Genomic DNA, 15,567 nt, shown 5'->3' with positions numbered 1-15,567 from the left:
CATAATTTGTGAAAATTTGTGTCATTTGTGGCTAAAAATTTGTTTTATCACATCGCCGAAGGCGTGGTGTTAAACTAACAATAATTCTTCCTCCAACAGCAGAGGCTAGCTATTTAGAAGGGAGAGGCGCCAGTTTTTCGAGCTCTTCCACCGTCCAGGATTGTTTTATTTTTTTGTGTTCAACCCTGAGTTTTTTGACCTCTTCGGGCTGTACCATCAGCAGGGTTTTGTTGCGCAGGGCTACGTTTTGATTGGTTGCAAATTCGTAGCGGGCATAACTCAGCACTGCCGCAAGCCATTCGTCCGTATTGTCTTTCATCGGGGGCATTTCACTCGGGTAGGTTTTGCCTTCGATGGGGCCTTTTAATCCGTGCAAAATAATTCGGACTGCCGTTGATTTATCCCCGTGCAGGTGTTTTGCGCCAAACAGGGAAGGCGCTGCATTGGAGGCCAATCCTTTGCCATCTCCGCCATGACAAGGCGAGCACATGGCGCGGTAGATTTCAGCTCCCTGCAACAGCGCGGTTCGATCTGCGGTAGTAAAACTGCCCAGGCGGCGGCCATACAAGCGAAAATCCTCGTTTTTGTCCATGCTGGCTTTGGAACTGACGAGCATTTCGTTGTTGGGGTTTTGTGCCAAAATGGACTTGACCAGCGGTTGGGCGGCTTCATTTTTGCTACTTCCCAACGACAGGAGCAATTGAGTTCTGACATCAAAACTTTCGTCGTTCAGCATTTTGCCCAGTTGCGCCACTACAGCCTGGTCATTCTGTTTGAGGTACATTTCACTGATCCAAACTGCTGCCCTGCGCACTTGTGCATCTGGGTCTTTCAAGGCGGTAAACAAGATTTCCTTGTTGATGGCATTCAAGCCTTCGATTGTCCACAAAGCGTGCAACCTACCCAAGGCTGAAACTGACTTGCTACTGGCCATTTTGGTCAATGCGGGTATAACTGACTTGTCGGCCAGCAAGATGATTTGCTTTTGGGCATTGTCGCGCCACCAGCCGTTGGAATGATCCAGGTATTGCAGCAAGCTGCTGGCTGGTACATCCAGCATTTTGGGTTTGGGGCCTGGCTTAAAGTCATCGTGTACCAGTCGCCAGATTCTGCCGCGTTGGTTGATTTTTGCTAAATCATACTGGTCTATTTTATTGCGCAGGAAAGTCCCTTTTTTGGTCCAATTGGATTCCTGAATGATGCCGCGGTTCATGTCGATGATGTACAGCAACCCATCGGGCCCCGTGTAGGCATTGACGGGACGGAAAAAGAAATCCGTGCTGGAAATGAATTCCTTGCGGTCGTAGGCATTTTCGAGGTACGTTTTGCCGGCGCGGTTGATTACTTTGGCACGCCGAACGATGCGGGCAACGGGTTCGTTGATTACGTAGTCCCCTACCAGATCAGCAGGCAGTCGATCTCCCCTGAAAATGACCTGACCATTGGCGGAGGTGAAGTGGTTGAGGGTGCTGTCTTTGCGCAAGCGCTTGGTTCCACCTTGCACATCCGGGTTGGATATTTTAGACCACACGGGGCTGAATTTTTCCTCGCTGTAAGCATCTGCAAACTCCAGCGCACCGTATTTGGGGTTGAGTTGAAAGCCGGAACCTGCGTTTTCGCCACCGCCACGGCTAAAGTATAGGCGGCCATAGTTGTCGTGCGTCAGTCCCCATTGACCATTTGAACCACTGTGCAAGGAGTCGGGCTGGAGCAGGCCATTCACATAGCGAAACCGCACCGGATCGACGGTTTGGTAAATGTAATTGTCCAGGTTCCAATCCAGGCCGCTTCTTTGGTGCTCGAGGTTGCCCGGTGCAACTTTGCCAACGCTATACACGGCTCTTTTTTCATCGGCTACCCCATCGCCATTGGTGTCTTTGTAACTGTAGATGTCGTAGGTATCGGTTTCGTTGACCAGCAATTCGTGGTTAACACAAAGCAGCATTCGGGGCAAAATCAGGTCCTTGATGAACACGGAGCTTTTGTCCATTTTGCCATCGTTGTTGGTGTCTTCCAGCAGCATGACCCTGCTTTTGTTGTCTTTGGTACCTGTGCCATCCGCATCCTGGGTATAGGTTTCCATTTGAGCAACGTACATCCTGGCATCTCCATCCCAGGCAATCACGACGGGTTCGGTGATCATGGGTTCGCTGGCCACCAATTCCATGTGGTAACCCTCCGGCACAATAAAAGCCTTTTGGCTTTGTGCGGGGGTAAGCGGGGTCATATCGAAAGCAGCAACCGGCGGCAAGGGAAGGCTATCCGGTTTTGTGGTAGACGAGGCAACCGCGACCGCAGTTGTTCCTGTTTTACTGGTCTCCATTTGCACTTTGCAGGCATACAGTACCAGCAGCGCAAAAAGAGAAAGGACAATCGTATTTTTCTTCATGTTGTTTGTTTGTTTGTTTGTTTTTGTATGGAAGTATTACAAATTCACCCCACGTCTCCAGGGGATAAAATCGTCTTGTCCCAGCAGTTCTGCTTTGCAGCGGTGTTTTCCAGAGGCCAGTGCTACGATCCATTCCAGGAGGGCTTCGCCATTTTCGGGAATGGTTTCTTCGCCAGAAATGATTGGCCCGGAGTTGAAATCGATGATGTCGGGCATGCGTTCAGCCAGTCGGGTATTGGTCGAAATTTTTACCGTAGGTGTAATGGCGTTGCCGGTTGGGGTGCCTAACCCGGTGGTAAACAGGATCACGTTGGCGCCAGAAGCGGCCATGCCCGTGGTGGCCAGTACATCGTTGCCGGGAGTACACAGCAGGTGCAAGCCTGGATGCGCAGGTTGTTCGGTGTAGCTGAGTACGCCAGTGATGGGGGCATTGCCGCCTTTTTTGGCCGCGCCAGCCGACTTGATGGCATCGGTGATCAGGCCGTCTTTGATGTTGCCTTTGGAGGGATTCATGTCAAAACCAGCGCCAACTGCGGCGGCTTGAGCAGCATATTCCTGCATCAGGATCACGAATTTTTCGGCGTCTTCCCGGCGCTCGCAGCGGTCGATCAGGGATTGCTCCACGCCGCAGAGTTCAGGAAATTCGGCCAATAAGGTTTGTCCTCCCAAGGCAACCATCACATCCGACAAGTAGCCCAAGGCAGGATTGGCGGAGATGCCCGAAAAACCATCGGAACCACCGCATTTCAGCCCGATGTTTAGCTTGGATACTGGAACAGGTTGGCGCTCGATTTTATTGATTTCGACCAAACCTTTGAAGGTATCGCGAATGGCGGTACTCAGCAAGGTGTGTTCGGTGCCGTAGCTTTGTTGGTCGTAGTACAGGAGTGGCTTGTCAAAATTGGGGTTGCGCAGTTTGATTTCGGTTTGCAGGTCTTCCAGGCTGGTTTTTTGACAGCCCAGGCTCAGCACGGTAACCCCGGCTACGTTGGGGTTGACACAAAACCCGGCAAAAACTGCCGCCAGAGTTTGCGCGTCCTGGTTGGTGCCGCCGCAACCCATTTCGTGGGTCAAAAACTTGATGCCATCCACATTGGGCAAGATGGGGCTGGGATGAGCGGGTAAACTCGCATCGGTTGCTGCTTCCAAATCCTGTACTTCGGCCAAGCTGCCACTTTTGAAAGCCTCCAAAAGCAGCCGTACCTGATCGCGGTATTTTTCGGGTTGGGCAAAACCAAGTTCGCGCTCCAGGGCATCCTTCATGATTAGGATGTTGCGGTTTTCGCAAAACACCAAAGGGATCACCAGCCAGTAATTGCGGGTGCCTGCGCGGCCATCTTTGCGGGGATAGCCCAGGAAGGTTCGGTCTTTCCAGTGGTCGACATTGGGGGCAGTCCAGTGGTAGGGCTGGAGTTTGTCGATGCTGTATTCTTCGGCTTCGTGCAGCAAGTTGTAGGTCGCAATTGCTTCGCCTTTGGCAATGGGCTGGGTGGCCCTGCCTACGAGTACGCCGTACATCATCACTTCGTCGCCGCTGGCGAGGTCTTCGAGGCTGAATTTATGCTTGGCTTGTACGTTGGTGGTGAGTTCAAACTGTTGTCCGCCAAAGTCAATGGTTCTGCCCTTGGGCAAGTCTTGCAAGGCCACCAGCACATTGTCACTGGGGTGAATTTGCAGATACGCGTGAATGGTTCTTGTTGTCATTTTGTTTGTTCTAAGCCTGCCAAATATAGGGTAAGTAACGCAGAAAAATTAACTTCCTGATTTTAGGTTTTGAAATATTTGAGTATGGGTAAGTAGTGCATTAACTCATAAGTTTCTCCACACTCTAGCACGCTTTTTAAAGTATAGACGTTGGTTTCGAACAACAACCCTTCCATGGTCAGAAAATAAACCATCGAATTGGGGTGAACCAGGTGTTGCATCGTACCCGTGAGGCGGTGTCTTTTCAGGTCTTCGATGATGCGTACTCTGCCGAGGGTATCGATGGCATAGGGGCCAATGAAAGCCTGATCGGATTGGTTGTGGATGAAGCGGTTGGCATACGTCCCGGTGTAGCTGGCCGGGTGGCGGCGGCTGGTCATGTCGGGACTGATTTCGTAAAGCCCCAGTCCCGAGCCACGAATGTGCGCGACATACCCCACCGCCCAGAGCTTATTGGCCCAGGGAATGACGGCTCCAATGCCTGCTTCGGTGCGGTCTTTGTGGTCGCTGATGATGGCCATTTGGGGAAAAACGCCCTTGATTTGGGTGGGGATTTGGGCGTGAAGGCAAGTGCAGAGGGTCAGCAAGAGCAGTATTGCCAAGGCATATTTGTGCAAATTGATTGATGGTGTAGGCATAGCAGTGTTGTGTCTGGATAAATCGCTTGAAAATAATAAAGTCCTGGGTTTTGGATGGATCAGAATTTGGGGATGGAAAAGGTGGGGCGCAGGAGATTGTGTGTTTTGGATTGTTGTGGATGTTGTGCGTCTTCGATTAATCTATTTATTAACAGATTGGTGAATTTAAAAATTGCTGATATTTGGTGGCTTAGTGCTCTTGGTTTATTTTTACAAAGCGGATGTGACAAGTGTGCATATTTAAGTGTTGTACAAAATCCTCGCTTCGCTCCATTATTTTTCGGAACTTCGCAAAGCCGCAGCAAGTTGGCTGTAACTTTTGAAGACCACTAAAATGAAACATAACCTATATCAAATAGACGCATTTACTGACAAAATATTTGGCGGTAATCCAGCTTGTGTTGTGCCGTTGGACAATTGGTTAACAGATGACATTTTGCTTAAAATCGCAAAGGAAAATGCTGTTGCTGAAACTGCTTTTTTTGTAGACAAAGGCGACAAAATTCATTTACGTTGGTTTACACCTGAAATTGAAATGGACTTATGTGGTCACGCCACTCTTGCAACTGCTCATTGCTTAAAGACAATTCTAGATTACAAAAGTGCCTCAATAATTTTTAAAACTTTAAGTGGCGACCTAACAGTTTCGGTTGACAATGACCTTTACAAAATGGACTTTCCAGCAAGAATGCCCGTTGCCAATAGTTTACCTGCGACAATAGAAAAATCATTAAACATTAAGCCAAAAGAAGTTCTCAAATCAAGAGACTACGTTTTAGTTTATGAAAGCGAAACGGAAATTAAAAATTTAAAAATAGACAGACAGTTTTTGACCAAATTAACTATCATCTGTGGACAAGCAAGAACATATTCAATCGGCAGCTTGTGGACAGAATAAAACTGCTGGCAATATTGGGTTTTGTGCAAGTTGGGCAGACCCAATAACAATAAGCATTTGTAACCCTGTTCAGCTTTTGTTCGGGCAGGACGTACATCGTTAAACTTTTGTACAATGAAAGAAAGAACTCTAATCAAAAATATTAGCATCGTTAACGAAATAAAAAAAGGACAAGCATTAACAACTTCAAAACAATAGCTAAATTTTATTTCAATGTTTCAAAATAGAGTATTGATCATAGCTACAAAGCATCAAAAAGAAAGCGTGATTGCACCAATTCTTGAAAAAGAGTTAGGCGTTACTTGTTTTGTAGATGAAACTTTTGACACTGATGTTTTGGGGACTTTTACCGGTGAAATAGAAAGAGAACTTGACCCGATTTCTACCGCAAGAGAAAAGTGTTTGCAAGCAATGAAAATAAACAACTGTGATTTAGGAATTGCCAGTGAGGGTTCCTTCGGGCCACATCCATCTATGTTTTTTGTAAATGCCGATGATGAATTTTTAATTTTCATTGATACCCTGAATAAAATCGAAGTTATAGAAAGAGAATTAAGCACTTCTACTAATTTTAATGGAAAGCAAATACAAAGCCAAAAAGAGCTATTAGAATTTGCTAACCAAATCGATTTTCCCAAACACGGATTAATTCTTCGTAAATCAAAAGACGAAAATACAGCCATTCACAAAGGTATAATCGACATTGAAACTTTGGAAAGAACATTTGAGTATCTCTATTCAAAATACAATTCTGTTTATGCAGAAACGGATATGAGAGCGATGTATAACCCGACACGAATGAATGTGATTGAAAAGGCAACCCAAAAATTAGTTCAAAAAATTAAATCTGCCTGTCCCCAGTGCCAAATGCCAGGTTTTGGAATAACAGATGCAAAGAAAGGACTTGAATGTAGTTTATGCGGTTCACCAACAAACTCAACGTTGAGTTACCTTTACACTTGCCAGCATTGCAAATTCACAAAAGAAGAAATTTATCCTAATAATAAAACTACAGAAGACCCAATGTATTGCGACTATTGTAATCCATAAAAAATGAATCAGATAGGCACATTAGAAAACATAAAAGAAGGACTGAATGCCACCGCCACATAACAACTAAGCCTTCGTTCGGCAGGCAATGCCAAGAATGAAGGCAGGGTTGAACGGAACCTTTGGTAACGGCAATTGACTCCATGATGTAGTTTATTATAGCTTCAATAATCAAAAAGAGCGTCCATCGTCAGGATTTTTTCAACCAACCCAAGACTATGCTTATTGTGCTCCATACCAAAAGTGGTGATTAGCACAATCATTAAGTGTTTTTTAGTCTTTGTTTTTTCTTTAAAAGTCCACATTTGATTGCGCAAGGCTTTGGCGTCGGCTTCCGATAGTGTAAATTCGGTATTGTAAAACTTGATTTCAAATAGGTTGATAATTTGGTCATTGCGGTCTAAAACGAGGTCAATTTGTGCACCTTTTTCTTCATCAGTGCCTTTGAATAAAAAAGTGGAAGCCTGAGTATAAACGCCGGAAATGCCCAAGGCTTTTTTGATATTGGGCAGGTGTTTCAAGCAGGCGTTTTCGTAAGCATAACCCGACCAAACTTTGGCGCTTGGGGTTTGACTCAGTTGATTCCAAGTTTCACTCCCGCTGTCTTTATTGTGTTCGATGAAACGGAGATAAAACAAGGAATATTCATCAGTTAGGCGGTAAAGCATGTCTTTTTTGCGTTTGCCGAAGGGATAATAGGACGTAATAAAGCCCGATTGTTCCAATTCTTCCAACACTTTGGAGGTATTGCCACCTTCTGATATTCCAGCATTTTTAACAATAGCGGGGCGAGTCAAACCTTGTCGAGATTGTGCCAAGGCGCTGACTACTGCAATATGGTGATCCGCATTGGCAAAGAGCGCTGCATAGAGCCTTGAAAACTCATCCCGCAACAAGCCGTTCTTAGAAAAACAAATATCATTGATGTTTTGCGTGGCACTCTTCCCCGCTTTGATCTCGTTCAAATAATGCGGAATACCGCCAATTGCCATATAGATTTGAAGAATTTGGTAACGATTGTAGAAAATATTGTGGCTTTGGAGGTAAGTTTCTGTTTCGCTCAAGGTGAAAGGTTCTAAAAACACCCGCTTGGTAATGCGGTTGTGCAAACCACCTCGATCATTCACAATTTTCTGAATCATCCAGGAGGCCGCCGAGCCGCAAATCACCACGACAATGTTTCGCGTTTCGGCCCAACTGTTCCAAAACCAGCCTAACCCCATGATAAAACCCGATTTATTGCCTGCTAACCAAGGGACTTCATCAAAAAAAACCACCCGTTTTTTATCCACGGGTTGTTGGTCCAGGAATTTGGCGAGCATGAAAAAAGCATCCAGCCAATTGGTCGGTGTTTTCGCTGGAACGGGGCTTTGGCTAAAGGTCTCCAATTGGTTGCTGAAATTTTGAAGCTGTTCTTCATTGTTTAAGCTTTGCAAGCCGGTTAACTCAAAGGCAATATGGTCTTGATAGGATTGTTTGATTAAAAAGGTTTTACCTACCCGCCGACGTCCAAAAACGGCAACCATTTCAGCTCTATCTGTATTGAAGGCTTCGTGCAGAATTGCTTGTTCCTCTTTGCGACCGATGAGTGTGTCAGGCATGGCAATAATTTTTTGGGCGAAATGTGGGTTGAAAATACTACATTTCGCCCAGCATTCAAAATATACCGGGCGAAATGTAGGTAAATCAACCTACATTTCGCCCGGTATGAATATTTTTTCACATCTCAAACCAGTTGGGTCGGAAATAGGGAACAAACGGAATGTCGCTAAAATCATTGTAAGAGAGTGCTGATGTTGGAAAAAAAGGGTCTTAGCGTACTGCACATTTTGGATTGTTTCGAAAGTCCCGGAGCGGTGTGTCTTCGATTAATTTATTCATGATCAGATTGGTGAATTTAAAAATCGCTGATATTTTGTGGTTTAGCGCGCCTGGTTTATTTTTATCAAGTGGACGCGACAATTGTGCATATTTCCGCGTTGTACAAAGTTCTCCCTTCGGTCGCCTTTTGTACAACGGCGGCTTAGAAAATTCCGAAAAAAATCCTTGCTTCACTCGCTTCTTTTTCTGAATTTCGCAAAGCCACAGCGCGTTACCTGCTATGTTAGAAAAAAGTCGTTCATTTAATAAAAGATTATGGCAACTAATTTTTTTGACTTTATCGGTGGAGATAAAGGAATTTGGGAAGTTGTAAGTATGGACACTCTATGCGGACAGAGCTTAGACAACGTCTCAAATATTGACATTTTACAAAGTTCACCAACAGAAGAAAATTATGGCGTCTGGACATTAAAAGGTTTTACAAGTAATATTCGTTACGCTGAAAAACTTGAAAGGGAACAACTAAATTCGGTTCAATCAGAATTGGGGCGACCAACAGCAACTTGTGCTGCTTTAATTCCAATTCGTAAGACTGAAGCTTGGTGGATAATGGCTCAAGACGAAAGAAGGAAAATATTTGAAACCAAATCACATCATACCCAGACGGGATTAAAATATTTACCAGCTATTGCACGCAAACTTTATCATTGTAGAGACATAGGACAACCCTTTGATTTTCTGACTTGGTTTGAGTATGCACCAGAAGCTTCTAATGCATTTGAAGACCTTGTCATTTCATTGCGACAAACTGAAGAATGGCTTTATGTGGATAGAGAAATTGACATTAGGTTAATAAAAGCATGAAGAAAAACACAGCAGACAATAAGGGGGTTTGCAATATTGGGGCAGACGGAATAACGATGGGCATTAGTAAGGGCAGACACAATTCTGATGCCACACCTTCGGCAGCCCTGTACGCTAGCTGCAATCATTGGGAGGATTCCCTATTTACTACGGGATTTTCGTGCGGTTTTGTGCAGCGTACTTTGGCTAATTATCGACCATCTTGCTTTTTTTTCACTCCAACCTATGCAAGATTTCAACAAAGCAGTATTTTCGTTCGTTCTTGGTGAGAATACTTAAAGTTTTAGCTGAATGGAATATAAATCCGACGTTGAAGCCGTTGACACAATGGCGCAATCTTACAGGGATCTGAAGAAAGAGATTGGAAAAGTAATTGTAGGGCAGGATGATGTGGTAAAAGCCGTGATTATCGCCTTGTTTAGTAATGGACACAGTTTGCTGGTGGGCGTGCCTGGATTGGCCAAAACCCTGCTCGTAAGCACCATCGCCGAAGTACTTGACCTCGATTTTAAGCGCATCCAATTTACGCCTGACTTGATGCCCTCCGATATCACGGGATCAGAGATCCTGGATGAAGACCGACACTTCAAGTTCAACCGTGGCCCTTTGTTCTCCAATATCGTACTGGCCGATGAGATCAACCGCACGCCACCCAAAACGCAGGCGGCCTTATTGGAGGCCATGCAAGAAAGATCGGTTACGGTGAGTGGTACCCGCCACGAACTGCCCAAGCCGTTTTTTGTACTGGCTACCCAAAACCCCATCGAACAGGAAGGTACGTACCCACTGCCCGAGGCACAGCTCGACCGCTTTATGTTCAACATCACGCTGGACTATCCCTCTTACGAAGAAGAATTGGATGTGGTACGTGGCACTACGACTGCGCAAGAGATCAAGTTGAATCACATCCTGGCTGGTGCGCAGATTTTGGGCTTCCAGCAATTGATTCGCAAGATTCCGATTGCCGACAATGTGTTGCGCTACGCCGTATCACTGGCCACCAAAACCCGCCCCAAAACACCGATGGCCACCGAGACGGTCAACAATTACATCTCCTGGGGAGCAGGGCCTCGTGCCTCGCAATACCTGGTGTTGGGTGCCAAATGCCATGCAGCCATCAGCGGAAAATATTCTCCAGACATTGAAGACGTGCAAGCCATTGCCAACTATGTATTGCGCCACCGGATTGTGCGCAACTACAAAGCGGAAGCGGAAGGCATCTCGGAAGAAGACATCATCAAGGGCTTGTTTTAGTTCTTAGTTTGACGCAAAAAATTACTTAGTTTGTAAGCCTTTTGACGCTTTTGAAACGGCGCGGAGTTGCTCTGCGCCGTTTTGCGTTGGTACTCTTCTGGAATTTTTTCCTGCTTTTCTATCGGGTATTCTGGAATTTTTTTTGTACTCTTATCCACGAAACACATCCGTCATGTCTCGTACCTTTTTTTGGGAATTCATGCTCTGCCTGGGATTGTGCTATTTCATTGGATCGAGTTGCTCCAAAGATAGCCCCGATAAGCCCTTGCCTCCTGCGCTGGGAAAGCTCAACGAACTGACCATCGTGATGGATACCGTATGGTGGCAGGGCAAAATTGGTGCACAAGTGCGCCAGAATTTCACCTCCATTTTTCCATTTGTCTCTCCTGCGCAACCGCTGTTCAACATCCAGTACCTATCGCCCAATCGATTTTTAAGCAACCCCAATTTTTTGGCGCAGCGCAATTGTTTGGTCATCATCCGCAAGTATTCGGCCAATGCACCTGAGCAGGCTTTGGCCAAAATCATTGAAAGTCGGCTTAGCCAAGAGCAATTGAAGCAATGGCGCGACAATCAGGCGTTTACCCTCGATAAGGTTTGGGCTGATCCGCAGCGGGTGATGGTGATTGCGGTCAGCGAAGAAAAACAAGTTTTGCCGCTCTGGGAGCAATACTACCCTCTGATTTATCAAAAAATACGGGAAAACGAAGCTACACTGCTTCAAAGCAGTTTGTTTCGCAAAAAACCGGATGAATCGCTCAACCGCAAAATCTGGGAAAGCCACAAAATTGACCTGGATTTGCCCCGGGGTACCCAACTACTGAGTAGTAGCGACTCGATTACCTGGTTGCACTACCCCTATCCCGAAGGAGGCTCGCTATGGCTTTTGTTGCGCCGCACCACGGCGGCCGAAAGAGAACGGGCCGCCACTCAGCCCACCGCTGTTTTGAAGGGAATCCTGCACCGCACGCCTGCTCCGGTGGCACTGGCTGGCGGCGGACAAATAGGGATCAAAGAAAAAGATCCTGCCATGTATTCCAGTACCATTCACTACCAAAAAACAATCCCCGCCACGGAATGGCGAGGATTGTGGTCGCTTGGAACAGCGAATGGTCCGTTTTTGATTCAACTCCCCGATTTTCCACCCGGATCACCAGTAATGCTCGCCGGCTTTGTGGATGGAAACAATGCACGTCAAGTTGATAAGTTGTTGGAGCTGCAGTTTTTGCTGCAACACCAACGGACGGAAACCAAGCCTTAAAGCTGCTCGAGGCTTCGCTTCGTAAATTCTGTCAACTCTGCACCCTTTAGCATGCCCTGATTGAGCAGGGCCAATTGGTACAGGTATTTGGCGGTAGCGGTGCGTTTTGTTTCATCGGTTTCCTGCAAGATTCTTTTGGTCACCAGTTCGTGGTTGCCATTGACGATGACCTGGAAAGAATCGGGGAATCCGTCCATGCTCATGCCTTGCATGGCCTGCATTTCCTTCATGCGGCGCATGAATTCGGGGCGGGTGATGAGTACTGGCGCATCTTGTGGCGACAAAGCCTGTACTTCCACTCTGCCACCTGGATCGGTAACTACTCCGGTAAAGAGGTCTTTCACTTTGGTTTTTTCTTCCTCATTCAAAACCAGTTCTGGTTTTTCATCTTTCTGAATGAGGTTGCTTGCCGTATCGGAATCAACCCGCACAAACACCACCGAGCCGAGTTTGTACTCCAGTTGCTGCATAAACGGGCTATCGATCATGGGCTGATCCATCACGACAACGTCGTAACCATAAGCCTTGCAAGCCTCGATTTGGGTATGTTGCGCATCCGGTTGGGTTGCATAGATGATGACAACCTTGTCGTGCTTGTCGGTCTGGGTTGGTTTTATTTTTTCAACGTATTCTTCGATCGGGAAAAACTGGCCTTCCAGGTTTTTCACCAAGGCGTATTTGACCGCTTTTTCGTAGAATTTATCGTCGCTGAGCATGCCGTATTTGACAAAGATGCCCAGATCGCTCCACTTGGATTCAAAATCAGCGCGGTCTTTGCTGAACAACTCGGCCAGCTTATCGGCAACTTTTTTGGTGATGAAGCCGCTGATTTTTTTGACGTTGCTGTCTGCTTGCAGGTAGGAGCGCGACACGTTGAGCGGAATGTCCGGAGAATCGATCACACCGTGCAGCAAAGTCAGGAATTCGGGTACAATTTCTTTTACGCTGTCGGTTACAAAAACCTGATTGGAATAAAGCTGGATTTTGTTGCGCTGTACTTCCAGGCTATTGCCCAATTTGGGGAAGTACAAGATCCCGTTGAGCGTAAAAGGGTAATCAATATTGAGGTGGATCCAAAACAGCGGAGACTCGTAGCTGTGGGGATACAGTTCGTGGTAAAAATTGCGGTAGTCCTCATCGGTCAAATCGGCAGGTTGCTTGCGCCAGGCTGGATCCGGGGTGTTGATGATGTTGTCTACCTGGATGGTGCGCTCGGTTTTTTCCTCGCCTTCACCTTCTTCGATGGTCTCGTCTTTGGTACCAAACTGGATGGGAATGGGCAAGAATTTGCAGTATTTTTCCAACAAGCCAGCGATGCGCTCGTTTTCCAAAAACTCTACACTATCTTCCGCAACATGCAGAATGATGTCGGTACCGCGGGTATCTTTTTCAATCAGTTCGAGCGTATATTCGGGATTGCCTTCGCAGATCCAACGCACGGCAGCACTGCCTTCTTGCCAGGATTTCGTTTGTACTTCTACGGTAGAAGCCACCATGAAAGCCGAATAAAAACCCAGACCGAAATTACCGATGATGTTGGTTTCGTCTTTGTATTTTTCCAAAAACTCTTGTGCGCTGGAAAACGCAACCTGGTTGAGGTATTTCATTACTTCCTCCTCGGTCATCCCGATGCCGTGGTCGCGAATGGTGATGGTACGCGCATCTTTGTCGATGAGGATTTCAATTTTGAGTTCGCCAATTTCGCCTTTGGCTTCGCCCCGGCGGGAAAGCGCTTTTAATTTGTTGCTCGCATCTACAGCGTTGGAAACCAATTCACGCAGAAAAATCTCGTGATCTGAGTACAAGAAGCGTTTGATGATGGGAAAAATGTTTTCCGTTTGTACGGCTATGTTTCCTTTTTGCATGGCTCTAGAATTTTTATCTTTTACTTGCTACCCGGCAAACAACATGCCACGCTGGTGTTTGCTGCCATTTTGACACCAGGCAAGTACCACAACCGACTACCTGGCTCATTTTTCTGCCGCAGCCTGTTTAATCTGCCGCGCAAGCATACCCTCAATTGGGTATTTTCTTCAAGTGTAAAAAAAAATAATACGTACCTATTGTTATAGTCATCTTTTTTGCTTTACTTTGTATTACATTTTGATACTTACCAAAAAGAGCTTTCTACAAATTTCGCACAATTTCTGTGCCCAATCTCTATCTACACACCAATTTCATTTTGTGGCATTTTGTTATGTATACTTGCGTCGTATTGCCTTTTGCCTGACAAAAAGCAACACCAAACAAGAGCTTGCAGTGGACTGAACGATCAACAAAGGGGGGACGCTTGATCCGGATGTTCACTGCTTTATTTTAATTGGATTGGCAATCCAAATTTTGCTTCAACAAAGTTGAAGTAGTAAATGTATTGCCCAAACCAATCATCAATTTCGGAAGTAAACCTGAATGAATATTTAGGGCCGGTTCCAATTTAGGGGGGAGAACCGGCTTTTTTTTTCTCTAGTACAAACGCTCCATTTGTATTTTTAGTCTTCTCCTTACACGCCAAACAGAAAATAAAATCCTTAATTCAACTTATCAATCGTATCAATCACTGCTTTCAGCATCACAAACATGGGTTCGCGGCCTTCTTTGCTCACGGGTGATTCTTCGTCGTCCAACAGTGCATCTTCGATGAAAGCGAGCAAGTCTTCCTGCTTGGTTTCTTCAAAGAATTCGTCCAGTCTTTCGCGGAATTTCTTGCCAACGTTGGCTTCCATACTTTCCCAGGTGCCTTCTTCGGCTTCGGCAAGCGCGGCAGAGGTAATGGGAACAATGGGCTTGACTTTCAGGCTAATGGCCTCCCAAATGATCAACAACAGGTAAAGGAGAAAATCTTTTTCTTCATCGCTGAAGGTAGCCTCGTCTTCCCCAAAAATGTAGGCCATCAATTCTGCTTGCTGTGATTCGATGGATTCAAGTGCGGCATCGTAACGCTCGTCAGAATCACTGATGGCGTCAATGGCAAGGTCGATGGTTTTTTCGTCTATGAAAAGCATTGCTTTACAGTTTTAGCGTTCCGAGAGCTGTGTGTAGTTGAGGTACCTTCTTTCTCCTGAACTTTTTCGCGTCAAAGAAAGGCAAAAGCGGCTAGTTATCCAAGGAAAAGGGGTTATCAGTGGAGTAGATTGTATTTTTTATATTTGTGAATTTCAAAAAATCAGCAAATATCTACTACTCATTCTGATCTATTTTTCTGGCATCCTCCACTGCGCCATACCAAACTCTGGCTTCCTCATCATCCATTATCCCGGCTAAAGACATAATGGAAGGTTGCGTCTCGATTTTAGGCAACTCGATGGACTTATCCTCACGGATGTTTTTTAGTACTTCTTCGATGATGATCAGCCTTTCCCTCAGACTGAATCCTTCAATAAGTTGGATTACTTCGTGAATTGAAATCATGTGTATACTGATTTTAGCGTCTTAAAGTTACAGTTACAAACTCACATTACGCAGCGCCTAAAATATTCGTCTAATCAAAAATTTCCATAGCAATGCGGAAAAGGCCTTATTGAAATCCCGATTTTGCGGAAGTGGAGGCGGGTTAAGCGAAAAACTGTTTGAGCCCCGACGCAGGAGGGGCGAGTTTTTTTCGCGCCGCCGGAGCTTTCGCAAAATCGTAGGATTTCAATACAGCCTTGATTTTTTTGGTTACTTTTTGTATCAGACAAAAAGTGACAAA

At 45.8% G+C, this 15,567-nt stretch carries 11 protein-coding genes and 1 pseudogene; 5 read left to right on the top strand and 7 right to left on the bottom strand.

Annotation, left to right across the window (positions count from 1 at the left end; translation table 11 throughout):
- Positions 1-109: 109 nt before the first annotated feature.
- The 3 genes from ABW391_RS20785 to ABW391_RS20775 all read right to left on the bottom strand — a co-directional run bounded on the left by ABW391_RS20785 (position 110) and on the right by ABW391_RS20775 (position 4,731).
- Positions 110-2,389, bottom strand: coding sequence for a DUF7133 domain-containing protein (locus ABW391_RS20785; RefSeq protein ID WP_353483838.1), 2,280 nt, complete (start codon positions 2,387-2,389; stop codon positions 110-112).
- A 36-nt stretch (positions 2,390-2,425) separates the two neighbouring features.
- Positions 2,426-4,093, bottom strand: a complete 1,668-nt coding sequence (locus tag ABW391_RS20780) for a UxaA family hydrolase (RefSeq protein WP_353483837.1) — start codon at positions 4,091-4,093, stop codon at positions 2,426-2,428.
- A gap of 62 nt (positions 4,094-4,155) precedes the next feature.
- Positions 4,156-4,731, bottom strand: coding sequence for a hypothetical protein (locus ABW391_RS20775; protein WP_353483836.1), 576 nt, complete (start codon positions 4,729-4,731; stop codon positions 4,156-4,158).
- A gap of 334 nt (positions 4,732-5,065) precedes the next feature.
- Between ABW391_RS20775 and ABW391_RS20770 the strand changes: the two are divergent.
- Positions 5,066-5,546 (top strand): annotated as a pseudogene (locus ABW391_RS20770) (PhzF family phenazine biosynthesis protein); the annotation flags it as partial.
- Between the two features lie 296 nt (positions 5,547-5,842).
- Positions 5,843-6,679, top strand: a complete 837-nt coding sequence (locus ABW391_RS20765; protein WP_353483835.1) for a DUF6671 family protein — start codon at positions 5,843-5,845, stop codon at positions 6,677-6,679.
- A gap of 164 nt (positions 6,680-6,843) precedes the next feature.
- Here the strand turns inward: ABW391_RS20765 and ABW391_RS20760 are convergent, their stop codons facing one another.
- Positions 6,844-8,280, bottom strand: coding sequence for an AAA family ATPase (locus tag ABW391_RS20760; protein WP_353483834.1), 1,437 nt, complete (start codon positions 8,278-8,280; stop codon positions 6,844-6,846).
- Positions 8,281-8,815: 535 nt separating this feature from the next.
- Between ABW391_RS20760 and ABW391_RS20755 the strand changes: the two genes are divergently transcribed.
- From ABW391_RS20755 to ABW391_RS20745, 3 genes are all read left to right on the top strand, one after another.
- On the top strand, positions 8,816-9,364 hold the full coding sequence (locus ABW391_RS20755; protein WP_353483833.1) for a chlorite dismutase family protein: 549 nt from the start codon (positions 8,816-8,818) through the stop codon (positions 9,362-9,364).
- A 291-nt stretch (positions 9,365-9,655) separates the two neighbouring features.
- Positions 9,656-10,618, top strand: a complete 963-nt coding sequence (locus ABW391_RS20750) for an AAA family ATPase (RefSeq protein WP_353483832.1) — start codon at positions 9,656-9,658, stop codon at positions 10,616-10,618.
- A gap of 172 nt (positions 10,619-10,790) precedes the next feature.
- On the top strand, positions 10,791-11,879 hold the full coding sequence (locus ABW391_RS20745) for a DUF8532 domain-containing protein (protein WP_353483831.1): 1,089 nt from the start codon (positions 10,791-10,793) through the stop codon (positions 11,877-11,879).
- Here ABW391_RS20745 and htpG read toward each other — a convergent pair.
- The 3 genes from htpG to ABW391_RS20730 form a co-directional block, all read right to left on the bottom strand.
- Entirely contained in the window at positions 11,876-13,744 is a 1,869-nt protein-coding gene (htpG, locus tag ABW391_RS20740; RefSeq protein ID WP_353483830.1) for a molecular chaperone HtpG, read from the bottom strand. The genes ABW391_RS20745 and htpG overlap by 4 nt on opposite strands.
- A gap of 663 nt (positions 13,745-14,407) precedes the next feature.
- Complete coding sequence (locus tag ABW391_RS20735) at positions 14,408-14,881, bottom strand: hypothetical protein (protein ID WP_353483829.1); 474 nt, start codon at positions 14,879-14,881, stop codon at positions 14,408-14,410.
- A gap of 175 nt (positions 14,882-15,056) precedes the next feature.
- Positions 15,057-15,287 carry a hypothetical protein gene (locus ABW391_RS20730; RefSeq protein ID WP_353483828.1) on the bottom strand — a complete coding sequence of 77 codons (231 nt, stop codon included), beginning with the start codon at positions 15,285-15,287 and terminating at the stop codon, positions 15,057-15,059.
- Between the last annotated feature and the right edge of the window lie 280 nt (positions 15,288-15,567).

Source organism: Haliscomenobacter sp. (genome assembly GCF_040403615.1).
Classification (GTDB): Bacteria; Bacteroidota; Bacteroidia; order Chitinophagales; family Saprospiraceae; genus Haliscomenobacter.
This window is presented reverse-complemented; position numbering and strand designations above follow the sequence as displayed.